Annotated in this window: 22 protein-coding genes; 12 read left to right on the forward strand and 10 right to left on the reverse strand. The window is 55.5% G+C overall.

Annotated elements, in window-relative coordinates; genetic code table 11:
• The first annotated feature begins 146 nt into the window (after positions 1–146).
• The gene (locus KHU29_RS10775; RefSeq protein ID WP_211452814.1) at positions 147–425 is read left to right on the forward strand and encodes a PAAR domain-containing protein; all 279 of its coding nucleotides are present in this window, start codon (positions 147–149) and stop codon (positions 423–425) included.
• Positions 426–441: 16 nt separating this feature from the next.
• Positions 442–1,095: a hypothetical protein gene (locus tag KHU29_RS10780; RefSeq protein ID WP_211452815.1), complete on the forward strand. Its 654-nt coding sequence runs from the start codon at positions 442–444 to the stop codon at positions 1,093–1,095.
• Between the two features lie 286 nt (positions 1,096–1,381).
• Here the strand turns inward: KHU29_RS10780 and KHU29_RS10785 are convergent, their stop codons facing one another.
• Complete coding sequence (locus tag KHU29_RS10785) at positions 1,382–2,893, reverse strand: leucyl aminopeptidase (protein WP_211452816.1); 1,512 nt, start codon at positions 2,891–2,893, stop codon at positions 1,382–1,384.
• A 37-nt stretch (positions 2,894–2,930) separates the two neighbouring features.
• On the opposite strand from KHU29_RS10785, the gene lptF reads away from it, so the two are divergent.
• The 3 genes from lptF (at position 2,931) to KHU29_RS10800 (ending at position 5,738) form a co-directional block, all read left to right on the forward strand.
• Positions 2,931–4,094, forward strand: a complete 1,164-nt coding sequence (gene lptF, locus KHU29_RS10790) for an LPS export ABC transporter permease LptF (RefSeq protein WP_211452817.1) — start codon at positions 2,931–2,933, stop codon at positions 4,092–4,094.
• Positions 4,091–5,224, forward strand: coding sequence for an LPS export ABC transporter permease LptG (gene lptG / locus KHU29_RS10795; protein WP_211452818.1), 1,134 nt, complete (start codon positions 4,091–4,093; stop codon positions 5,222–5,224). The genes lptF and lptG overlap by 4 nt, the downstream gene beginning before the upstream one ends.
• 76 nt (positions 5,225–5,300) lie before the next feature.
• Positions 5,301–5,738 carry a sirohydrochlorin chelatase gene (locus tag KHU29_RS10800; protein WP_246541840.1) on the forward strand — a complete coding sequence of 146 codons (438 nt, stop codon included), beginning with the start codon at positions 5,301–5,303 and terminating at the stop codon, positions 5,736–5,738.
• On the opposite strand, the gene KHU29_RS10805 is transcribed toward KHU29_RS10800, so the two are convergent.
• A complete protein-coding gene (locus KHU29_RS10805; RefSeq protein WP_211452819.1) occupies positions 5,719–6,630 on the reverse strand; it encodes a LysR substrate-binding domain-containing protein in 912 nt (303 codons plus the stop codon). The genes KHU29_RS10800 and KHU29_RS10805 overlap by 20 nt on opposite strands.
• 131 nt (positions 6,631–6,761) lie before the next feature.
• On the opposite strand from KHU29_RS10805, the gene KHU29_RS10810 reads away from it, so the two are divergent.
• The 4 genes from KHU29_RS10810 (at position 6,762) to KHU29_RS10825 (ending at position 8,750) form a co-directional block, all read left to right on the forward strand.
• Positions 6,762–6,989: a DUF3563 family protein gene (locus KHU29_RS10810; RefSeq protein WP_211452820.1), complete on the forward strand. Its 228-nt coding sequence runs from the start codon at positions 6,762–6,764 to the stop codon at positions 6,987–6,989.
• Positions 6,990–7,327: 338 nt separating this feature from the next.
• Positions 7,328–7,912, forward strand: coding sequence for a hypothetical protein (locus KHU29_RS10815; protein WP_211452821.1), 585 nt, complete (start codon positions 7,328–7,330; stop codon positions 7,910–7,912).
• Between the two features lie 260 nt (positions 7,913–8,172).
• Positions 8,173–8,370 (forward strand): hypothetical protein, encoded by a 198-nt coding sequence (locus KHU29_RS10820; protein WP_211452822.1) that lies wholly within the window; start codon positions 8,173–8,175, stop codon positions 8,368–8,370.
• Between the two features lie 203 nt (positions 8,371–8,573).
• Entirely contained in the window at positions 8,574–8,750 is a 177-nt protein-coding gene (locus tag KHU29_RS10825; RefSeq protein WP_211452823.1) for a hypothetical protein, read from the forward strand.
• Positions 8,751–8,771: 21 nt separating this feature from the next.
• On the opposite strand, the gene cobA is transcribed toward KHU29_RS10825, so the two are convergent.
• From cobA to KHU29_RS10860, 7 genes are all read right to left on the reverse strand, one after another.
• A complete protein-coding gene (gene cobA / locus KHU29_RS10830; protein WP_211452824.1) occupies positions 8,772–9,566 on the reverse strand; it encodes a uroporphyrinogen-III C-methyltransferase in 795 nt (264 codons plus the stop codon).
• A gap of 40 nt (positions 9,567–9,606) precedes the next feature.
• Entirely contained in the window at positions 9,607–10,953 is a 1,347-nt protein-coding gene (locus KHU29_RS10835) for a sulfate adenylyltransferase subunit 1 (RefSeq protein ID WP_211452825.1), read from the reverse strand.
• Complete coding sequence (cysD, locus tag KHU29_RS10840; RefSeq protein WP_092416019.1) at positions 10,953–11,888, reverse strand: sulfate adenylyltransferase subunit CysD; 936 nt, start codon at positions 11,886–11,888, stop codon at positions 10,953–10,955. The genes KHU29_RS10835 and cysD overlap by 1 nt, the downstream gene beginning before the upstream one ends.
• Positions 11,889–11,948: 60 nt before the next feature.
• Entirely contained in the window at positions 11,949–12,701 is a 753-nt protein-coding gene (locus KHU29_RS10845; RefSeq protein ID WP_211452826.1) for a phosphoadenylyl-sulfate reductase, read from the reverse strand.
• A gap of 2 nt (positions 12,702–12,703) precedes the next feature.
• Positions 12,704–13,237 (reverse strand): DUF934 domain-containing protein, encoded by a 534-nt coding sequence (locus KHU29_RS10850; protein WP_211452827.1) that lies wholly within the window; start codon positions 13,235–13,237, stop codon positions 12,704–12,706.
• Complete coding sequence (locus KHU29_RS10855) at positions 13,221–14,918, reverse strand: nitrite/sulfite reductase (RefSeq protein WP_211452828.1); 1,698 nt, start codon at positions 14,916–14,918, stop codon at positions 13,221–13,223. Before KHU29_RS10855 ends, KHU29_RS10850 begins: the two co-directional genes overlap by 17 nt.
• A gap of 101 nt (positions 14,919–15,019) precedes the next feature.
• Entirely contained in the window at positions 15,020–15,793 is a 774-nt protein-coding gene (locus KHU29_RS10860) for a sulfite exporter TauE/SafE family protein (protein ID WP_211452829.1), read from the reverse strand.
• A gap of 254 nt (positions 15,794–16,047) precedes the next feature.
• Here KHU29_RS10860 and KHU29_RS10865 point away from each other — a divergent pair, with 254 nt between their 5' ends.
• Positions 16,048–16,989 (forward strand): CysB family HTH-type transcriptional regulator, encoded by a 942-nt coding sequence (locus tag KHU29_RS10865; RefSeq protein ID WP_092353805.1) that lies wholly within the window; start codon positions 16,048–16,050, stop codon positions 16,987–16,989.
• 360 nt (positions 16,990–17,349) lie between these two features.
• Here the strand turns inward: KHU29_RS10865 and KHU29_RS10870 are convergent, their stop codons facing one another.
• Positions 17,350–18,945, reverse strand: coding sequence for an MDR family MFS transporter (locus KHU29_RS10870; RefSeq protein ID WP_211452830.1), 1,596 nt, complete (start codon positions 18,943–18,945; stop codon positions 17,350–17,352).
• Between the two features lie 170 nt (positions 18,946–19,115).
• Here KHU29_RS10870 and KHU29_RS10875 point away from each other — a divergent pair, with 170 nt between their 5' ends.
• Positions 19,116–20,117, forward strand: a complete 1,002-nt coding sequence (locus KHU29_RS10875) for a J domain-containing protein (protein WP_211452831.1) — start codon at positions 19,116–19,118, stop codon at positions 20,115–20,117.
• Positions 20,118–20,234: 117 nt separating this feature from the next.
• Positions 20,235–21,611, forward strand: a complete 1,377-nt coding sequence (locus tag KHU29_RS10880; protein WP_211452832.1) for a chloride channel protein — start codon at positions 20,235–20,237, stop codon at positions 21,609–21,611.
• Positions 21,612–21,624 lie beyond the last annotated feature (13 nt).

Genomic DNA, 21,624 nt, shown 5'->3' on the forward strand with positions numbered 1-21,624 from the left:
GTCTTCGCGTATTTGTCAAATCCAGCAATGGCAAGTGTCGTTTGTTTCATGGGCTTCATCCAAATTTGTTTCGAATACCTCGTCTAACGCTTCAATGCGGTCGGGCGTTTACTTAATCAGAGATTCCCAAGATTTAAGGACACAACATGCCACGCCGAATTATTACTGTAGGTGACAGCACCGATCACGGCGGCAAGGTGATCAGCGGTTCACCCACGCATCAGATCGACGGCCGGGCGATCGCCCGTCTCGATGATCTGGTCGATTGTCCCATGCATTACCCTGATGGACGGCCGCATGGCATCAACAAAATTATTGAAGGCCATGCAACCTATAGCGTCGATAACAAGCCGGTGGCAATTGATGGTTCCAGAACAGAATGCGGCTGCCAATTGATTGGCAGCGTGACGGCCACTGTGGGCTAACTCAGGAGAAGAGTATATGGAAGACGACGAGTATTTCAATATCGACATTACCAAGCCTCCCAAAAATGGGATGGCCCTCTACGCAATGGATAATGGCGATCAACTCATTCATACAGAGCGAGGAGCACTGATCATACGGAGTGATGGTTCTAGCGTTTTAATGCAACCGAACGGCCCGACATGTGCCATCTATCAAAAAACGTTTCAGGTAGCTGTTACCAGCCTGGTCGAAGTGACGCGCCATTCAATTACGCAAGTTGATGACAAAACGGAACATATACTAGTGTTCAGGGGTGGGGGCGTATTGAGCTGTTCTGTCGTCAAAGGAAATCCGTTCATACGGGTAGCTTGTCTCAGTCTCGGGTTTAAATATGACAACGACAGTGCGGTTATGAACGTCACCAATTCGATAGGCATTGAGCCGTTGCCGATTTCAATTCCGGCAGGTATTTCTGACGTATGCAATATTTTTAACCATCAGATTACCAAAGCGGATGGTGTAACAACGCATTTTCTGCAGGACTATAACGGGTGGAACCAACAGTTTGCCTGTAACGATCACGGTGAATGGATTGAAAACTCGGTTAAATTGGCGTCTTGGCCTCCCCGAGATCGCGATGGAAATCGGACTACACCAAAAAAACAGGTGTTAAATGTCAAGCTTGGTTGATGAGCGGGCTCGATTGGAACACTCCTCTTTGAGCCTGTCTTGCGGCCAAGGCACATAGCAGTTTTGCCCCGGGGTCTGTTAAGGAATCTCTGCGCAAGCCGCCAAGTTGAAGCAACCGCAGGTAAACCGTGCGGTAAATCACAAATTCTATGAAGCGAGGTACTATTTTTAATTTACCCAATCCCTTGATGTCAGATGTGTTGAGGGGCTTTATTTGTTGTCATGTCCATGAAAAAAGGCTGTTGGCGCATATAACGCCAACAGCCCTTTTTTTGTTATCTACCAATTACTTGGCGGCAGCAGCGCGGTTCATCAGGAAAGTAGTCAGCAACGCCACCGGCCGTCCGGTTGCACCCTTGGCTGCGCCGCTCTTCCATGCCGTACCGGCGATGTCCAGATGAGCCCAGGTGTATTTCTTGGTGTAACGCTCCAGGAAACAGGCTGCGGTGATGCTGCCGCCGGCAGGGCCGCCGATATTCGCCATGTCGGCAAAATTCGACTTCAGCTGCTCTTGGTAGCTATCTTCGATAGGCATGCGCCATGCGGTATCGCCGGTTGCCTTGCCGGCGCTGAGCAACTCGTTCGCCAGCGCATCATGCGCGCTGTCGTGGCGGGTGAACAGTCCGGAGTTGTGGTGGCCGAGCGAGGTCACGCAAGCACCGGTCAGTGTCGCGATATCGACCACGGCAGCCGGTTTGAAGCGCTCCACGTAGGTCAGTGCATCGCACAGCACCAGGCGGCCTTCGGCATCGGTGTTCAGGACCTCGATGGTCAGGCCCGACATGGAGGTGACGATGTCGCCAGGTTTGGTGGCGGTGCCGGATGGCATGTTCTCGGTGGCCGGAATGACGCCGATCACATTCAATTTCAGTTTCAGTTCAGCGATGGCGCGCATTGTGCCCAGCACCGAACCGGCGCCGCACATGTCGTATTTCATCTCATCCATGCCGGAACCGCCCTTGAGCGAGATGCCGCCGGTGTCAAAGGTGATGCCCTTGCCGACCAATACCGTCGGCGCATCTTTGGCTTTGCCGCCCAGATGCTTGATGATGATGAATTTCGGCGCTTCGCCGCCGCCGCGTGCAACCGACAGGAAACTGCCCATCTTCAAGGCTTCAAGCTGTTTGCGGTCGAGTACTTCGACCGTCAGCTTGAATTCCTTGGCCAGCTTCTTGGCCGTGTTGGCCAGATAAGTCGGGGTGCAGACGTTACCGGGCAGGTTGCCCAGTTCCTTGGTCAGGTCGATGCCGTTGGCCAGTGCCAGGCCTTGCGCTACAGCTTCCTTGGCAACCGCGGCTTGGGCGGTAGCGACCAGGAAGGCGACTTTCTTGACGCCGGATAATGTTGTTTCTTTCTTACTTTTCAGGGTATCCGAGCGGTAGCTGTTCTCGCGCAGCACCAGGATGCTGCTACGGACGGCCCACGCCAGGTCACGCTCTTTGATTGCGTCAAACGGCAATGCCAGCAGGGCATCGTTGCCGCCCAGAGTCGACAGAACACGTGCTACGCACAATGCTGCCATCGACATGACCTTGTCGCTCAGCTCGCCGTCAGTGCCGAGACCGATCAACAGGACGCGCTCAGCGGCGGCGCCTGCGACCTTGCGCAGCAACAGGGTGGAGCCTGGTTTACCGGAAATATCGCCGGACTTCAGTGCAGCAGTGATTTCACCAGATTTGTCAAGAGCTTGCGCTTGTGGCGAAAGTTTCTTGTTTTCATAGATCCCGACTGCGATACAGCCAGCTTTCAGAGAGGCAATTGAGGTTTTTGCGTCATTGGTTTTTATGCTAAAGTCCATCACTTACTCCTTTTTTGATCCGCAATTATATTCCCCAATGATCTTTCAGCGCGCACTCCGACGCGAATTAATTAGCACCGCCGGTGCAGTTTTTACTACGCTCTTCACAATTATCATCACGGTGATGCTGATCAAGATTCTGGGACAAGCAGCCGGAGGACAGATTGCGTCGCAGGACGTGGTCGCGCTGATCGGTTTCCAATCCTTGAACTACATGCCGATCCTGCTGATCCTGACCGGCTATATCTCGGTGCTGCTGGTGGTTACGCGCAGCTATCAGGACTCGGAAATGGTGGTCTGGTTTGCTTCCGGCCTGAGCCTGGTGCGCTGGGTCCGGCCGGTCCTGGCATTCGGCCTGCCGATCATTATCCTGACCGCCATCCTGAGTTTTGTAGCGACGCCGTGGGCCAACAGCCAGAGCGCGCAATACCGCGAACGTTTCGAGAAGCGTGAAGACATCTCCAGGGTTTCGCCCGGCAAGTTCCAAGAGTCGGCGGCCGCTAACCGGGTCTTCTTCGTGGAAGGATTTTCCGGCGATAGCAGCAAGGTGAAAAATGTCTTCGTGAATACCCAGCAAGACGGCAGGAACAGTATCGTGGTAGCCCAGGAAGGCAATATCGAGCTAGATAAAAACGGTGATAAATTCCTGATTTTGTCGAAAGGGCGCCGCTATGACGTCCTCTCCAGCCAGAACGAATTCCGGGTCATGGAATTCGAGCGTTACGGCGTGCTGGTGGCCAGTAATTCGCAAGCGGTGAATGGCGACAAATCGGCGCGCGCATTGCCGACTTCAGATTTATTGAAAGACCGTAACGGCTTCAATATGGGTGAATTGCTGTGGCGCTTGTCGCTGCCGTTCATGGCGCTGTGCCTGATGTTGCTGGCGATACCGCTCAGCTTTGTGAATCCCCGGGTGGGACGTTCGGCCAGCTTGGTGATTGCGCTGCTGTTGTTCATTACCTATAGCAATGTGACCAATATCTTCCAGGCCGCGGTAGTGCAAAGCCGCATGTCGTTCGGGTTTGCCTGGTGGCCGATGCATCTGGTGGCGCTGATCATCATCTGCTTGCTGTTCCTGTGGCGCCTGAACGTCAATAGCCGCTGCCATCCTCTGGTGATGTGGTCTGCTGTCAAGCATGCGCGCCTGATTAAAAACAAAAAAGCGAACAAAGCAACGAACAAAAAAACGGCGGCAACATGAAGGTCCTGCAGCGTTACTTTACTTCCGAGATTGTTCGTTCCGTCTTGTTCACGCTGGCAGCGTTTCTGGCGCTGTTCGCATTCTTTGACTTGATGAATGAATTGCCGTCGGTTGGCCGAGGCGGCTATAAATTGCAGCATGCTTTCTTTTTCGTTTTGCTGGGCATGCCGAGCTACGCCTACGAACTGATGCCGATTGCGGCTCTGATCGGCACGATCTACACCTTGTCGCAATTTGCTGCGCGGTCCGAATTCACGATCATGCGCGTCTCCAGCATGTCGACCATGATGACCGCCAAGATCCTGCTCAAGATCGGCCTGCTGTTTGTGGTGGCGACGGTATTGATCGGCGAGTTTGTTTCACCCAAAAGCGCGGAGTTTGCCGAGAAGATAAAGCTGCAGGCCAAGGGGTCTTCGATTTCACAGAAATTCAAGACCGGCTTGTGGAGCAAGGACGTGATACGGGCCGATGGCGCCAGCGGCGATATCGTCGGCTCGCGGTTTATCAATATCGGCGAAATCCGCCCGGATGGCCAACTGGTCGGCGTCAAACTGTACGAGTTCGACCGCAACCTGCACATGACCGCGCAGATTCAGGCCGCCAAGGCCGAATATCAGGGCCAGCATATCTGGCGCATGGATGATGTGGTGCAAACCGATTTCGTCAACGGTACCTCGACAGCAGACATTACCGATTCGATCGCCATCAAGAAATTCCCGACCAAAAACCTGGTTTCGGAAATTACGCCGGAGATCCTGTCAGTACTGTTTGCCGATCCGGATCATATGTCGGCATACAATTTGTGGGCTTATTCCCAGCATCTGGCGGAGAATAACCAGCACACCGAGCGCTACGATATCGCGTTCTGGAAAAAGCTGGTGTATCCCTTGTCGGTGCTTGTGATGATGGCGCTGGCGTTGCCGTTTGCCTATCTGCATTTCCGTACCGGCGGCGTGAGCCTGAAGATATTTACCGGTATCATGATCGGTGTCAGCTTCCAATTGGTCAACACGCTGTTTTCGCATCTCGGCTTACTCAATACCTGGCCGCCTTTTTTCACGGCAGCCTTGCCGAGTACTATCTTCCTGTTGATTGCCATCGGCGCTTTGTGGAAGATTGAGCGGCATTAGCCAGGTAGCGCTACAGGCGGTAGCACCAGGTAGTAGCACTACGCATAGTACGTTTTGTTTGAAGATCGGGCAGTCCATGTCTCAGTCAGAATCACAGCTTGTGTCACAGCAAGCCCTGCATCAGGCCCCGCACCAGGCCCCGCATCAGGCCCTGGTCCTGTTCGCTCACGGCGCCCGCGATCCGAACTGGGCGGCGCCGTTCGTGTCCTTGCAGCAGTTGATTCAGCAGCAGCGTCCGCAGCTGCTGGTCAGGCTGGCTTTCCTTGAATTGATGCAGCCGGATTTGCCGCAATTGTTGCAGCAACTGGTTGCCGCCGGTGTCAGCGAAGTTAGTGTGGTGCCGGTGTTTCTGGGGCAGGGCGGACATGTGCGGCGTGATCTGCCGGCCTTGATAACGCAGGCTCAGCAGCAATATCCGCAACTGGCAATCACGGTGGCGCAGGCAGTCGGCGAACAGCCGGACGTGCAGAATGCCATCGCCGACTACTGTATTTCTACTTTGCCGCCGCGATAATACTGGTAGAAGTCTGCTTTCCTTTCAACTGCAGCCACGCGATAAAGTTTGCCAGTTGCGGATCCTGGTGACTCGGGCGGTACAGCAAATGAAATCCTTTGTCTCGCAACAGCAAGTCTGGAAACAGCGGCAACAAGCTGCCATGCGCGAGATCTTCCTCGATCATGGCCAGCGATCCCAATGCCACCCCGAGATCGGTGAGTGCTGCTTGTAGACTTAAGAAAAAATGTTCATAGATCTGGCCGGATAGCTGGCCTTTGACCGGTACGCCGGCTTCACTAAACCAACGCGTCCAGCTTTCCGAGCGGGTCGATAGATGCAGCAAGGAAGCTTGCAGCAAATCGGCCGGGGTTACGCATGGGTGTTGCTGCAGGTAACGCGGCGACGCCACCGGCGTCAGCACATCATCCAGGAACCGTACGCACTCATACTCGGCGCGATGCATCGGGCTGCGCCGTATCAGCACATCGAACGGCTCCTTGAGAGCGTCCACCGCAACGGTCGACGTCGTGACGCGAATCTCGACCCGCGGATTTTCTATCTGGAACGACGACAGCCGCGGAATCAGCCAGCGCATCGCCATCGACGGCGTGCAGCTGACCCGGATAATGCGCACCTTGCCGGTATTGAGCAGCTGTTCGGCGGCCAGGGAGATGCGATCGAGGCCGGCTTTGACGTCGGCAAAAAACACGCGCGCTGCCGCAGTCGGCTCGACCCCGCGCTGCCCTCTGACAAACAAAGTCTGGTCGAAATGCTGCTCCAGCAATTTGATTTGCTGGCTTACCGCGCTATGTGTCAGGTGCAGCTCCGCCGCAGCCAGCGTCAAGCTGCCGGTACGCACCACGGCTTCGAATACGCGTAGCGGCTTGAGGGGTGGCAAACGTGTTTTCATGTTAAAAAAACTTATATTTCAAATAGATAATGTCGTTTCAGGAAAAGCCTCGCTGCGTCTATTCTACAGTCGTGGCAAAGAGATCGGTAGCCAGTGAAGCTAATTTATCCACTCATGAATTGGGGTTTGATATGGCGTTTTCCAATAAATTTTCTAATATCAATGTACGCGCTTTTCTACGCTCGGCCTGGCAGCAACGGATGATGGCGCGTAGCCGAACCGAGGCGCCTGATGCGGAGCAGGCTTATCTTGCCGCAGCCCTGGATCATCAGGATCTGGAGCGGCGTTTGCGGCTGTTGGATTGCCGACACGGGTCGGTGCTGCATACATTACGCGTAATGAAGATCGGTTCTTACTGATTGATGCCGTTTTATTTGCGCCGGCAGCGACCGTTATGCAGGTCGGCGATGCATGTTTTGTCTTGAAAGTAAAGGTTTTTTACTTGACAGAATAGCTAGCTAGAAATATAATCACTGACATTGCATCACTTGGAGGTCCATATTTTGGACGGTTGTTCTAGTAGTACACGTGGATGGGTCCTCAGCCCGGCACATAGCGCATAATCTTTAGCAGACCTCCCTCCGCTACAGCTTGTGCTTATATGCGAGCTGTAGTATCTCGGTAAGATCGTCGCGGCAACATCGGCGCGACAAAGTCATCGCGGCAAAATTATCTTGGCAAATATCGAAGCAGATAAATGCCGCAGCGATACTCCCATCCGTTTTTCTGCAAGACCGTTTTCGTGCTGCCATTCGGCGGGTTCGTACGGCTGCGTCATTCCGGCTATGTGTTTGCCTCTGGCATTGCATGGGCCGGTTGTCCGCTGTGGCAAGCCGCCTGGCAATCACGGATAACGGAAATTGGAAGTGGGAAGGAAATCGCCATGCCATTCAATAAAGTGCGTGCCTTTTTTAACAAGTATCGTTTCGCCGCAACCAAAGATAGTCACGAGACAGCTTTGCCGTATCGTATCGTGACCACCTGCCGTACTTCGGAAGTGGCGAAACTCGAAGAGCTGATGCGTCAGCTGCTGCCTGCCTATGACGTCACTTATCAAGGCAGCGAGCCCGCAGTACAGGCGCATCTGACCAGCATCACGGTTGAAGTGATGTGCTCGGTTCGTGAACGTGGCGGACTGGTGCAGTTGGTCACACGTGTGGCGCGGGAAACCAGCGTCCGTAGCGTGCGTTGGGAAAGCATTCCCCAGCGTTCGGCACGTTCCGCCCTGGCCCGGTCTGCATCTGCGTCCGGCACCGCGCACACTACCGCGCTGCCGGCATAACCAGGAGTTAGTGAAATGGACTGTTCCAGTTGTCCGATATCGATATGTCGGACCAATAAATCAGCAGCAAAAAATAGTAAAGCAGTTGTGTGCCTGCAGTTGTCTGACCCCGTCTAGCTATCCTCACTTTTCCCGTGTCGATTGGCCAGGCTGGACAGCTTGCAATCGACTGGTGGAATGTCTTCGCCACAGTCGTCCGCGCCACCGCTTTACATGTTGACATTGTTTCCCGCAAAGGAAACATCGCATGAAGAGGTGAAATGATGACTATCAAAAAACTATTGGGTATTGCACCCGGCAACCGCACCGGCAACACCGGTAACTGGACTTTTGGCTGGACGCCAAGCCAGGCATCGGCGCTTTCCGGCAATGCGAAATCAAACAATGTTAAGCGTGAATCCGCTCAGGGCAATCGCCAGGTCGGTGTGTATGGTGTCCTGGCTATACGTAGCAGGTAGTAGCCGCTGCGGACGCTGAACGCGATCCGGTCATCATGGTGTAGAGGTTATCCGCGCCGCCGTTTGCAATGGCGGCGCGAGGCCTGTTATTTGAATCAGATATGAGTGCGATAGTTTCGCGGCTTTTTTACGGCATCGACGATTTTCAGAAGATGTGCGGTGGAGCTGATGTCGCAGGTAAGGGGTAAATAATGAAATTGAAAATGAAATGGGAATTTTTGAATAAGAGAGTTGCAGTATTTTTTGTATTGACCGTGGTTGCCGTCGGCCTGGTCAGCTGGATCAATGTTCTGTCACCCGAAGTCCGTCCGGATGATTCCGGCCAGGTCCTGCAGAAAGCGCTGGCGTCGCACGCACCCGCCAAGTCGATCGTGCGCTAAGCGCCTTAACGCCGGCCAGAGTCAGGCCGCGTTTTGGCTGTCTTGCTGTTGTCGGTCGATTTCAATCGGCTGTTGCGCACGACTGGCCAATGCCTCACCTATCATTACCAGCACCGGACCTTCGCATTGCTGCAAACCCGATTCAAGCTCATCAAGACGCAAGCGCAGGATGCGCTGGTTGTCGCGGCTGCAGTTTTCCACCACCACCACCGGCGTTGAAGCGGCTCGGCCTTGCGCCAGCAAGCGTTGCGCAGTAGCCGCTGCTTCACGGCCGCCCATGTATTGCACCAGTGTGTCGCAAGAGGGGATATTGACCTGATTCGATTCGCCGGGAGCAGTGCTTGAGGTAAAGAAGGCAACGCTGCGCGCAACGCCGCGTTTGGTCAGCGGTTGCCGGGAAGTCGCAGCCGCAGCCAGTGCGGCGCTGATGCCCGGCACCACTTCTACCGCGATGCCATGTTTTTCCAGCGCCCGCAATTCTTCATCGGCACGGCCGAACAGCATCGGGTCGCCGCCCTTCAGACGCACAACCAGGGCGTATTTACGGGCATTGTCGACCAGTTGCTTGTTGATGAACTGCTGTGCGGTGGAGAGCTTTCCGCAACGCTTCCCTACGGCGATTTTCAAGGCTTGCGGGCACAATGCGAGCATATCTTCAGTGACCAGGGCGTCATGCAAGACTACATCGGCCTGCGCCAGCAATTTCGCGCCGCGCACGGTAATCAGGTCGGCCGCGCCTGGACCGGCGCCGATCAGGTAGACCTTGCCATAGGTGCCGGCGCCGGTCTGGTTGCTGGAGGAGTGAGTAGCATGCATGGCTTGCCTGTCCAATCTGTCGCTGTGAGTTGAGGCCGGGTTATAGCCGAATCATACCGGCGGCGACCGTCTGGTGCGTTACTTCGTCAATCAGGATGAAGGCGCCGGTAGCACGGATCGCATCGTAGGAATCGGCAGCGATGGCTTGCTGCAGATTGAGCGATACGCGGGCGATGTCGTTCAACTTGAGCGATTCAGCCGGACGTCGTTCCTGGGTATTGATATCGAGCAGCGTATCGATGTTGGTGATGCGCGCCGCGACTTGTTTGGTGCTGTGCTTCATCCAGTATTTGCGGCGCAGGTCGAGCGTGTCTTCCGACAGCCAGCAAATATCGGCGCTGAGGGTTTTCAGCAATGCCGGCGCACGGTCGACTGAAGTCAGCATGTCGCCGCGCGAGATGTCCAGGTATTCGTCCAGCAGCAAGGTAACCGATTGTCCGACCACGGCCGATTCCAGCGAACCTTCAAGCACCAGGATGTCCTTGACGGTAGCGCTCTGGCCGCTAGGTTGCACCACCAGCTTGTCGCCCTTGTGGACTTTGCCGGCTTCGATGCGGCCCATGTAGCCGCGGAAATCATTCGCTTCGTGGCCGTTGTGACGCGCCACCAGTTGCACCGGGAAGCGGAACGGTTCGTCATGCGATTCGTCGTACACGCTGAGCGATTCCAGCAGCTCGATCAGGGTTGGTCCCTGGTTCCAAGGCATGTTATCGCCTGGCACCACCACGTTGTCGCCAGCCAGTGCCGACAGCGGGATAGGGCGCACGTCGCGCAAGCCGAGTTGCTGGGCAAACTCCTGATAAGCGGCGACGATGCGGTCATAGACAGTCTGGTCGTAATTCACCAGATCCATCTTGTTGACGGCGACGATCACATGCTCGATTTGCAGCAGGTGGGCAATCGTTGAATGGCGTTTGGTCTGGGTCAGCAGTTCGACGCTGCCGTCATCGCCCAGCTTCACTTTGGAGACGTCGATCAGGATGATGACGGCATCCGCGGTCGAGGCGCCGGTCACCATGTTGCGGGTGTATTGCTCGTGGCCCGGGGTGTCGGCGATGATGAATTTACGCTTCGGCGTGGCGAAATAGCGATAGGCGACGTCAATCGTGATGCCCTGTTCGCGTTCGGCTTCCAGGCCGTCGGTCAGCAGCGACAGATCGATGGTGTCGCCCACTGTACGTTTGTGTTTGGCGCGCGACATGGCATCCAGCTGGTCGGCAAAAATGCCCTTGCTGTCAAACAGCAGGCGGCCGATCAACGTGCTTTTGCCGTCATCCACCGAGCCGGCGGTAATGAAACGCAGCAGGCCGCGTTCCAGCGGTGCATTGTTAGCGTCTGTGCTGGTGGATACATTAGCTTCAGCAGTATTGGTTACAACGGCGTTCATCAGAAATATCCTTCTTTTTTGCGTTTTTCCATCGAAGCTTCGGAGGTCTGATCGTCCATCCGGGTAGCGCCGCGTTCGGTGATCTGGGTCACTGCGGTTTCAGCGATGATGGCTTCTACAGTCGCCGCATCGGATGCTACCGGGCAGGTGCAGGAAATATCGCCGACAGTACGGAAGCGCACTTCGCGCATTTCCACCACTTCGCCTTCTCTTGCCGGCGTCAGGTCGGTCAGCGGCACCAGCAAGCCATTGCGCGGGATTACCTGGCGTTGATGGGCAAAATAGATCGGCGGCAGTTCCAGTTTTTCGCGGGCGATGTATTGCCAGATATCGAGTTCGGTCCAGTTCGAAATCGGGAATACCCGCATGTTTTCGCCCGGATGAACGCGGGTGTTATACAAGTCCCAGAGTTCTGGGCGCTGTGCTTTCGGGTTCCATTGGCCGAATTCGTCGCGGAACGAAAAAATGCGTTCCTTGGCGCGCGCCTTTTCTTCGTCGCGCCGGGCGCCGCCGATGCAAGCATCGAACTTGTGCTCGGCAATCGTTTCCAGCAGAGTCACTGCTTGCGCGGCATTGCGTGAATCGGTTTGCGGATTACGCAGGCGCACTGTGCCGCGCTTGATCGAATCTTCCACTGAACCGACGATCAGGCGCTCACCCAGTTCAGCCACGCGCTTGTCGCGGAAGGTGATCACTTCTGCAAAGTTGTGGCCGGTGTCGATATGCACCAGCGGGAACGGGAATTTGCCCGGGCGGAAAGCCTTTTCTGCAATTCGCAACAGGACAACAGAGTCCTTGCCGCCTGAAAACAGCAGCGCAGGATTACTGCATTCGGCCGCCACTTCGCGCATGATGTGGATCGCTTCCGATTCCAGCCAGTCCAGATGACGGTTGGCGGCTTTATCCAGGAAAAAATTTTCAACAACTGTGTTCATATCGAGTCTTGTCCGGGTCTGGTTTATGCAACGATTCTTTAACGATACACCTGCGGTGCTTCAGGCGCTTTGCTGGGGTTCTGCTGCGACCGATTTGATGCGAATCAATTTGCCGTCCACCACATGCAGGCCGCATTCTTTCGAATCCGGATTTTCCCACCACCAGCGGCCGGCGCGCACGTCTTCGCCTGGCTGGATGGCGCGGGTGCACGGTTCGCAGCCGATCGACGGATAACCTTTGTCGTGCAGCGGGTTGTACGGCACATTATTGCTGCGGATGTATTGCCAGACATCGTCCTCCGACCAGTCAGCCAGCGGATTGAATTTAGCCATGCCGTGCGCTTCATCCTGTTCCTGCACATGCAGTTCAGCGCGGGTCTGCGACTGTGCGCGGCGCTGGCCCGTGATCCATGCCTTGTTACCGGCGAGGGCGCGGTTCAGCGGCTCGATCTTGCGGATCCGGCAGCATTCCTTGCGCATCTCGATGCTGTCGTAAAACGCGTTCAAGCCGTTTTGTTCAACATAGGCAGCCACTGCTTCAGGCTGCGGCCTATACGGCGTGACGTCGTAATCGTAGGTTTCCTTGATACGGTCCAGCATGCTCAGCGTTTCGGCATGCAAGCGTCCGGTTTCCAGCGTGAAGATGGAAATCCGGTCTTGCAGCTGGCCGCGCAGGATCAGATCGGTCAGCACCATGTCTTCGGCCGCCAGGCTGGAAGCAAATACCGCCGGCGTATATTCGGCGGCGATTTTTTCCAAGGTGGCCTTGGTGGCGGCGATCAGATCAGGCAGTGATGTGGTTGGGCTGCTCATGATTAATCCTGGCTGACTGCTTGACGTTGCACGCGGCGGAACAGTGGCGTCTTCTCGTCCCACGAAGTCTGGTATTTTTCCGAGAAATCGGTCAGGCCTTTGAGCGCATCGTTGATATCTTTGTCCGCACGCACGGCAAAGGCATCGAAGCCCACGCGTTGCATGTAAAACAACTGATCGCGCAAGACGTCGCCGATGGCGCGCAATTCGCCGTTGTAGCCCAGACGGGTACGCAGGTTGTAGGCGATCGAATAACCGCGGCCATCGGTGAATTTAGGAAAATCTACTGCGATCACCGCGAAATGCGCCAGATCGTCTTTCACTACATCCGCTGGCGAGTCGCTGCTGAGCCATACGCCGACTTCTGCACGATCCTGCAATTGCGCGCGCTGGGCTTGCCAGACGCTGAACGGCACAATCACCTTGCCGGCAGGGATGCTGACGCTGTCGGCGCTTTCGCCTTCGTTCAGGCGCAGTACGCTCCATTCGTCGGCAACGACCTCGCGATTCTTGATGATATTAATAGACACAGGCATCCTCTCCATGGGTGTAACCCGTCGGGATCGGGCTGGCGTAGACAAATTCCTTGAACGGCGCAACGCCCAGACGTTGTACGGTATCGATGAACAGTTCGTCCTCGTGGCGCTGCTGCACATAGACATTCAACAGGCGTTCGATCACGACAGGCATCTGCTGCGACGAGAACGACGGCCCGATGATCTTGCCGATGCTGGTGTTGTTGCCTTGTGCACCGCCGATGGAAACCTGATACCACTCGGAGCCGTCTTTATCGACGCCAAGAATGCCGATATTGCCGACGTGATGATGGCCGCAGGCGTTGATGCAGCCCGAGATGTTCAGTTCGATCTCGCCGATGTCATGCTGGAAATCGAGGTTATCGAATTTTTCAGCGATGGCTTGCGCAATCGGGATCGACTTGGCATTCGCCAGCGAGCAGAAATCGCCGCCAGGACAGCAGATGATGTCGGTCAGGAGGCCGATGTTAGGTGTGGCCAGGCCATGCGCCTTGACTTCCTGCCATACCGTGAACAAGTCGCTTAGCTTGACGTCGGCCAGCACCAGGTTTTGCTCATGCGTGATGCGTACTTCGCCGAAGCTGTACTGGTCGGCCAGGTCGGCGACAAAATCCAGCTGGGCGGCGGTGATGTCGCCCGGCGGTACGCCGGTTTTCTTGACCGACAGGATCACGGCAGCATAGCCGCTTACTTTGTGCGCCTTGACGTTGCGCAGCAGCCAGTTGGAAAAAGCCTTGTTTTCCGCCTTGTGTGCCTCGAACCCGGCATCGCTAGCCGGCAGGGTTTCGTACGGCGGCGGCACGAAATACTGGGCGATCCGCTGCAATTCTTCTACTGTCAGTGTTGCAGGGCCATCCTTGATATCAGCCCATTCGGCTTCGACCTGGCGCGCGAATTCTTCCGCGCCAAGTGCTTTCACCAGGATCTTGATACGTGCTTTGTACTTGTTGTCGCGGCGGCCGTGCTGGTTGTAGACGCGCAGGATCGCTTCCAGATACGTCAACGCGTGCTGCCACGGCAGGAATTCGCGGATCACGCTGCCGATGATAGGCGTACGGCCCATGCCGCCGCCAACCAGGAAGCGGAAGCCGACTTCGCCTTCCGGGTTCTTGACAACGTGCAGGCCGATGTCATGCACGGCAGTTGCGGCGCGGTCTTGTTCTGAACCGCTGATGGCGATCTTGAATTTGCGCGGCAGGAAGGCGAATTCAGGATGGAAAGTGCTCCATTCACGGATGATTTCAGCGTAAGGGCGCGGATCGATAATCTCGTCCGCTGCGACGCCGGCCAGTTCATCCGAAGTGGTGTTGCGGATGCAGTTGCCGGAAGTCTGGATCGCGTGCATTTCAACCGTCGCCAGTTCTGCCAGGATGTCCGGCGACTGTTCCAGGTTGATCCAGTTGAACTGGATGTTCTGGCGGGTCGTGAAGTGACCGTAGCCGCGATCGTAGGTGCGGGCGATATGCGCGAACATGCGCACTTGCGGCGTGGACAGCATGCCGTAAGGCACAGCGATGCGCAGCATGTAAGCGTGACGCTGCATGTACAGGCCGTTTTGCAGGCGCAGCGGCAGGAATTCTTCTTCAGTCAGTTCATCCGACAAACGGCGGCGTACCTGGTCGCGGTATTGGGCGACCCGTTCTTTGACTATCAGGTGATCGTATTGATCGTAGCGATACATCTTCGTCTTCCTTATGGGTTGTGGCCAGCGGTGTCACTTAACTTGCCACGCCTTGCTTCGAAACAGGTATTGGGCCTTTGCAACCAGCCCTGTCATCAATCTTAATAAATCAACTTTACGGCAACGCTGGTCAAGGTCAAGGCCAGCAACGCACGCAGAAATTTTTCGGGAACGGCCCGTGCCGCCAGCGAACCGACAGTGATGCCGGGTACCGAGCCGAGCAGCAGCGCGCCCAGCAAATTCCAGTCTATCGATCCCAGCCACCAATGGCCGAGGGCGGCAATCGCCGTCAGCGGCACGGCGTAGGCAATGTCGGTGCCGGCAACTTCTGCCGGCGACAGGCGAGGATACAGCAGTACCAGAATGGTGGCGCCAACCGCGCCGGCGCCGATCGACGATATGGTAACCAGCGTACCAAGGATCAGCCCCGCGACGACGGTCGCTACGGCCAACTTCCTGCCATGCAGATGTTTTTCCGGATGGGCATTCAACCAATGCTGGAGTTTACCTTTAAATAGCAGTGCGACCACCGTCAGCAGTACCGATACGGCGATCGAATAACGGATGACCTGGCCGATTTCGGCGCTGATGCCGCCCAGGTATTTGAGTATCAGCGCGGTGGCGACGGCTGCCGGCAAGGCGCCCAGCGACAGTAATTTGACGATGTCCCAACGCACGGTGCCGCGCGAGCGGTGAGCGACAGTACCGGCGACCTTGGTCACCGACGCAAACGCGAGGTCGGTGCCAACAGCAACGCTGGGATGGATGCCGAACATCAGGGTCAGCAAAGGCGTCATCAGCGAGCCGCCGCCGACACCAGTCAATCCCACCAATAATCCGACGGCAAAACCGCTCACTACATAAGAAACAGTCATATCACCTCGTACGAAACACCTCGAATCGTAATAAACTTCACATATATCTCCAACTACAGACTATTTATTTGCTTATATGCGTATTTGATATATGTAAATACGGCAAATACGTTTGCTTAGGCCGGAGCTGCTTGACGGCGGAAGCAAAGCTGCACCATGTCGTTGTTTTTTAGTAATATGCCGGAGTGATCTTTTTATTAATTCTCCGGTCGTGCTGAACAGATTCTTATTTAAAGAAAAACTAAGGAAAATCCATGAATCTCCATCAGTTCCGTTTTGTCCGTGAGGCGGTGCGCCAGAATTACAACCTGACCGAGGCGGCCAAGGCGTTATATACGTCACAGCCGGGCGTCTCCAAGGCGATTATCGAGCTGGAGGAAGAACTGGGTGTTGATATTTTTACACGCCATGGCAAACGTATCCGCGGGCTGACGGAACCGGGGCGGGCGGTGTTGAAATCGGTCGAACTGATCATGCAGGAAATCGACGGCCTGAAGCGTATCGGTAACGAATACGCTGCCCACGATAGCGGCAGCTTCACGATCGCCACCACGCACACGCAGGCGCGTTATGCGCTGCCTAAAGTGGTGCAGGCATTTACGTTGAAGTTTCCTAAGGTGCGCTTGTCTTTATTGCAAGGTAATCCGAGGCAGGTTGCAGATATGGTGCGTAATGACCAGGCCGATCTGGCGCTGGCGACTGAGGCTATTGTTAATGCCGATGGGCTGGTGACCTTGCCTTGTTACCAGTGGGAGCATGTGGTGGTGGTGCCGCCTGATCATCCGCTGTTGCAGTCCAAGGCGATTACACTGGAAGAAATTGCTGCTTTTCCGTTGATTACCTACGATAGCGCATTTACCGGCCGGACCAAGATCGATCATGCGTTTTCTTTGCGTAACTTGAAACCGGATGTGCTGCTGGAGGCGATCGACGCCGATGTTATCAAGACTTATGTCGAGTTGGGGATGGGGGTCGGGATTATTGCCGGGATGGCATTTGATGCGGAGCGGGATGTCGGTTTGCGTTCGATTCCGGTCGGGCATCTGTTCGGGACCAATATCTCACGGGCGGCGGTCAAGCAGGGTGCTTATCTGCGTAGCTACGTTTATACCTTCATCGAGTTGCTGGCGCCAACCATGAATCGCAAGCTGATTGAACAAGTGATGAATGGCGAGAAGGACATGTACGAGCTGTAGAGTTAATCAGGCTCAGCCTCAACTTTCGCAGGCTTTATCGCGAGACTTGACGCTGAGCCTATTTAACGGGGCACGGAGTAGACACGCCAGCATTCGGTAACGCATCAACGATAGTAATAAGGATGCGGAGCATAATACCCACGCGCCGGCACAATCACACAACCAGTGACTGCAGTACATAAAGTGATGCCAATTACCACAAGTCCGATGAGTTTTTTCATTTTGGCCTTCTTTCCTGTTTGAATTATCACGAGGTCAGAATGCCATTGAGAGAGTGATACAGGTGCTTCCAGAAAGTGTGAGTTGTAAGAGTTTGTTAGGCTCGTCTTAATCACTTGCTATGGTTAAAGTTATTCTCACCTACTCAGAGACAACACCTGCTTCGGGTTTAATGTGCAAAGTGATCGGCGGTACTTTGCCGACCAGCCACAACGCAATCACGGTAACCACGACTGCCAGTCCGACTCCCATGTGAATCGATCCGATCAGCGCCTCGCGCGCCGCTTCCAGCAGCAACTGGCCTTGATGGCCGGCTTTCGCTAATTGCGCCAGCACGGTGGTTTGGGTCTCATGGCTGATCAGGATTTGCGGGTCGGAGAAACTGCTGAACCAGTTCTCCGCCTTATCCGAGGCCAGCGCCTGGCGCACGCTGCCTGCGTACATATGATTAATCAGCGTACCGATGATCGCCGTGCCCAGCATGCTGCCGATCATGCGCAAGGATTGCATCAGCGCAGTGGCGATGCCCAGATGTTCGCGGCCGGCTTCCTGTTGGATGAAGATGGTCAGGTTTGGCAAAATAAAGCCGAGGCCAAGCCCGCCTGTCAGCATGAAAGTGGCGATGACGCCATGCGAGGTCCAGCGGTTCGATATGACGACGCCGAGACAAGACAGCGCCAGTAAAGTGAAGCCGATGTAGAGCATCACGTTCGGATTTTTGATCTTGGTGATGATGCGGCCGTTGGAAATGCTGCCAACCATGATGAAGGCCACCAGTGGCGTGATCAGCAAGCCGGCTTCTTGCGGTGACAAGCCGAAACCGCCTTGATACAACAAAGGCGCGTAAAACATCAGCGAGAACATGGAAAAGCCGCTTAATACCGATAGCAGGAACAGGGTCGATAATTTGCGATCGAACAGCAAATCAAACGGCAGGATAGGTTGCGGCGTGTGATGCTCCCATTTCCAGAGCGCAACGAAAGACACGATACTGGCAACCAGCAGGCCCAGCATGCCTAACGACAGGCCGTGCTTAGGCAACATTTCGACGAACAGCTGCAAACATCCCAGCGAGGATGTGATCAGCAAGGCGCCGGGCCAGTCGAGGCGGATCTTGGCGTCCGGGTGGGTGTGGCGCAAATGCGGCAGATATTTATAGACGAAGAACAGCGACAGTACGCCGACTGGCAGATTCACAAAAAACACCCAGCGCCAGCCCCAATATTGCGTCAGGAAGCCGCCTAGCGACGGTCCCACTGCGGTGGCGATGCCGAATGCCGTACTCATCATGACTTGCCAGCGCAGGCGCACGTGAGCGCCAGGAAACAGATCGGGGATGCAGGCAAATGCGGTGCCTACCAGCATGCCGCCGCCAATTCCTTGCAAGCCGCGGGCAATCACCAGCCACAGCATGCTGTTGGCCATGCCGCATAAGATGGAGGCGGTGGTGAACAGGAGGATGGAGACCAGCACGAAGGGTTTGCGGCCATAGTAATCGCCCAGCCGTCCGAAGATTGGGACGGTGATCACCGAGGTTAGCAAATAGGAAGTCGCAACCCAGGCGTACAATTCAAAACCTTTTAATTCGGCAACGATCGTCGGTAATGCCGTGCCGACCACGGTTGAATCCAGCGCCACCAGCATCACGACAAAGGCGATGCCGAGCATGGCAAGTAAAGATTCACGGAAAGGTAAAACCTGGTCGCTCGAATGCGCAGAGGCGGAATGGATAGCCATATTTGTTGTTTGTCGGCGGATTCGCCGGTTTGGGGAACAGGGCACTGAATGCAAAAAACCTCCCCAGCAGGAGATTATTGCAGAGACAAGATGATACGCTCCTTGGCGGCTTCCTGCTGCGCACCGCCAGCGGCCACTTATAATCACGCCAATACGCAGTATCCAAACCGATGAAAAAGTCAGAAACCAAAGCGCTCAACGTCGTCGAGCAATACGGGCAAGCCAGCTTGTCCCCGGAACAGAAAATATTCAATGCGCTGCTCAGGAAACTTGAGACCGAGCGCCAGTTGCTGGCGGCATGGCAGGAAATGATCCCGCTAAACCAGCAGCTTTATGTCAGCCAATACCAGCCCCTGATACGCAACTATCACCAGTTGGTAGCGAAGCTGGTGCATTTGCTGGACAGTGCCTGGTCGGCAAAGGGTTTGAGCAGGCACGACCAGGAAAAAATCAGCCACATCATCTGTTCAGTCAGCGCCGCCATCATCGGCGACAGCGACGCCGCGGATTTGAAGCGGATCTATCGCATGCATGGCGGCGGCGATTTCGATACAGACGCACAGCGGCATGATGCAGAAGAATCCGTGCAGGAGGCAGATGTCGACCGCAACGCGCAGGATGCACATGGCGCCGAACGCCCCGGCAAGCGAAAAAAATCTGCCAAGGCAGCAGCGAAGGAAGCCCGGCAACAAGAAGAATTGCAAAACGCCAGCCAGTCGGTACGCGAAGTCTATAGAAAACTGGCCAGCGCCTTGCATCCTGACCGCGAGCAGGATTCCTCGGAGCGTGCACGCAAGACGATGCTGATGCAAAGGGTGAATATCGCCTACGACAAGAAAGATCTGCTCGGCTTACTGGAGCTGCAGCTGGAAATCGAACAGATCGACCAGAGCCGGATCAATTCTTTGTCGGAACAGCACCTCAAGCATTACAGCAAGGTTCTGGCGGAACAGTCTGCAGAACTGCGGGACGAGATTGCCGGGCTTGAGGCGGATTTCCGGATGCGTTTTCATTTCGGGCCGCAAGAGGCCATGTCCCCCGCATTGGCGATGCGCCACCTGAAAAACAGCATCAAGGGCATGCAACAGAATATCAATGCACTCAAAAACGATCTGCTGGCGTTTGAAGATGTCAAAAATATCAAAGCCTGGCTGAAAAGCTATCATATCTAGGGGTGGCTAATTGTCGATAGGTAATTTTTCTGCAGGGTATTTTGCTATCTCTGCGCCGCCTGGATTGCCATGCCGATGGTCTATTTGAGGGGAATTGCGCAGGGATAATTTATAATCATGTCTTTGCGCCCAAATCCGATGAATCCGCTGCCCCCCAGTTTTTCCGATCAGACACTGCGCCAAGTGCGGCGTGCGTGGCGAAAATACGGGATTCTGTGGCTTGGTGCGGTACTGGTTGGTTTGATCGCAGTGCTTTATGCCTGGCTGATGGATGTCGGTTTCAGCATGTTCCGCTCCATGCAGCAGTCGCATTTCTGGCTGCCGCTGTTCATTACGCCGGCGATCGGCGCTTTGTGCGTGTGGGCCACGCGGCGCTATTTTCCCGGTTCTGAAGGTAGCGGTATTCCGCAAGTGATCGCGACGCTGGAAGAAGACACCAGCAAGCGCGGCCAGTCGCTGCTGTCGTTGAAAATATTGGCCGGCAAGATCGGCATTTCCTTTGTCGGCATTCTCGGCGGTTTTACCATCGGGCGCGAAGGTCCTACGGTGCAGGTCGGCGCGGCCTTGATGTTCAACTTGCGGCGTTTATACCCGCGCGCCAGTGCGGCTTTGGAGCGGCGTTTGATTCTGGCGGGAGCGGCGGCCGGTTTGTCGGCTGCGTTCAATACGCCGCTGGCCGGGATCGTGTTTGCGATTGAGGAACTGACGCGCAGCTTCGAGCATCGGGCCAGCGGTGTCGTGATTACCGTGATTATTTTTGCCGGTGCGGTGGCACTGGGCTTGAACGGTAACTATACCTATTTCGGCACCATACAGATCGATAGCGCACTGACCAACATGTTGGCGTTGGCGGTACTGGTTACCGGTATCCTGACAGGCGTGGCCGGCGGCATGTTCGGCTGGCTGCTATTGAATACCAAACGCTGGATCCCGGCCCGGGTCCAGCATTTGCGCAGCACCCGGCCGATCGCGTTCGGCGCGTTGTGCGGCTTGCTGGTGGCGGTAATCGGCGTGATCGCCGGCGGCGCCACTTTCGGCAGCGGTTATGTCGAAGCCAAGGGCGTGCTGGAAGGGCAGCAGCACTTGTCGGTGTTTTACCCGTTCATGAAAATGGCGTCGATGGTGTCGTCGTACCTGCCTGGCATTCCCGGCGGGATTTTTGCACCATCGCTGTCGATCGGCGCCGGCTTCGGCAATTTGCTGCACCAGGTGTTCAGTCACACCTCATTGCCGATGCTGATCGCGCTGGCGATGGTGGGTTACCTGGCCGCTGTCACGCAATCGCCGATTACCGCGTTCGTGATCGTGATGGAAATGATCAACGGCCATGCGCTGGTTATCTCTTTGATGGCGACGGCCTTGATTGCCAGCCGGGTATCACGGTTTTTTGCGCCGCCGCTATATGACGCGCTGTCGGAGCGTTATCGGGTAGCTGCTGGTGCGGCGCTTACGAATTTAGAAAAAGCAGAAATTAAGAAATCAGGAAGTGAGTAGAAAATGAGTCGGA

It is taken from the genome of Collimonas antrihumi (assembly GCF_018304965.1).
GTDB classification, from domain to species: domain Bacteria; phylum Pseudomonadota; class Gammaproteobacteria; order Burkholderiales; family Burkholderiaceae_D; genus Collimonas; species Collimonas antrihumi.

Bases quoted from the DNA above. Each gene is read 5' to 3' on its own strand.
- KHU29_RS10775 (WP_211452814.1), top strand. From the start codon at position 147: ATGCCACGCCGAATTATTACTGTAGGTGACAGCACCGATCACGGCGGC.
- KHU29_RS10780 (WP_211452815.1), top strand. From the start codon at position 442: ATGGAAGACGACGAGTATTTCAATATCGACATTACCAAGCCTCCCAAA.
- KHU29_RS10785 (WP_211452816.1), bottom strand. From the start codon at position 2,893: ATGGACTTTAGCATAAAAACCAATGACGCAAAAACCTCAATTGCCTCT.
- lptF (WP_211452817.1), top strand. From the start codon at position 2,931: ATGATCTTTCAGCGCGCACTCCGACGCGAATTAATTAGCACCGCCGGT.
- lptG (WP_211452818.1), top strand. From the start codon at position 4,091: ATGAAGGTCCTGCAGCGTTACTTTACTTCCGAGATTGTTCGTTCCGTC.
- KHU29_RS10800 (WP_246541840.1), top strand. From the start codon at position 5,301: ATGTCTCAGTCAGAATCACAGCTTGTGTCACAGCAAGCCCTGCATCAG.
- KHU29_RS10805 (WP_211452819.1), bottom strand. From the start codon at position 6,630: ATGAAAACACGTTTGCCACCCCTCAAGCCGCTACGCGTATTCGAAGCC.
- KHU29_RS10810 (WP_211452820.1), top strand. From the start codon at position 6,762: ATGGCGTTTTCCAATAAATTTTCTAATATCAATGTACGCGCTTTTCTA.
- KHU29_RS10815 (WP_211452821.1), top strand. From the start codon at position 7,328: ATGCCGCAGCGATACTCCCATCCGTTTTTCTGCAAGACCGTTTTCGTG.
- KHU29_RS10820 (WP_211452822.1), top strand. From the start codon at position 8,173: ATGATGACTATCAAAAAACTATTGGGTATTGCACCCGGCAACCGCACC.
- KHU29_RS10825 (WP_211452823.1), top strand. From the start codon at position 8,574: ATGAAATGGGAATTTTTGAATAAGAGAGTTGCAGTATTTTTTGTATTG.
- cobA (WP_211452824.1), bottom strand. From the start codon at position 9,566: ATGCATGCTACTCACTCCTCCAGCAACCAGACCGGCGCCGGCACCTAT.
- KHU29_RS10835 (WP_211452825.1), bottom strand. From the start codon at position 10,953: ATGAACGCCGTTGTAACCAATACTGCTGAAGCTAATGTATCCACCAGC.
- cysD (WP_092416019.1), bottom strand. From the start codon at position 11,888: ATGAACACAGTTGTTGAAAATTTTTTCCTGGATAAAGCCGCCAACCGT.
- KHU29_RS10845 (WP_211452826.1), bottom strand. From the start codon at position 12,701: ATGAGCAGCCCAACCACATCACTGCCTGATCTGATCGCCGCCACCAAG.
- KHU29_RS10850 (WP_211452827.1), bottom strand. From the start codon at position 13,237: ATGCCTGTGTCTATTAATATCATCAAGAATCGCGAGGTCGTTGCCGAC.
- KHU29_RS10855 (WP_211452828.1), bottom strand. From the start codon at position 14,918: ATGTATCGCTACGATCAATACGATCACCTGATAGTCAAAGAACGGGTC.
- KHU29_RS10860 (WP_211452829.1), bottom strand. From the start codon at position 15,793: ATGACTGTTTCTTATGTAGTGAGCGGTTTTGCCGTCGGATTATTGGTG.
- KHU29_RS10865 (WP_092353805.1), top strand. From the start codon at position 16,048: ATGAATCTCCATCAGTTCCGTTTTGTCCGTGAGGCGGTGCGCCAGAAT.
- KHU29_RS10870 (WP_211452830.1), bottom strand. From the start codon at position 18,945: ATGGCTATCCATTCCGCCTCTGCGCATTCGAGCGACCAGGTTTTACCT.
- KHU29_RS10875 (WP_211452831.1), top strand. From the start codon at position 19,116: ATGAAAAAGTCAGAAACCAAAGCGCTCAACGTCGTCGAGCAATACGGG.
- KHU29_RS10880 (WP_211452832.1), top strand. From the start codon at position 20,235: ATGTCTTTGCGCCCAAATCCGATGAATCCGCTGCCCCCCAGTTTTTCC.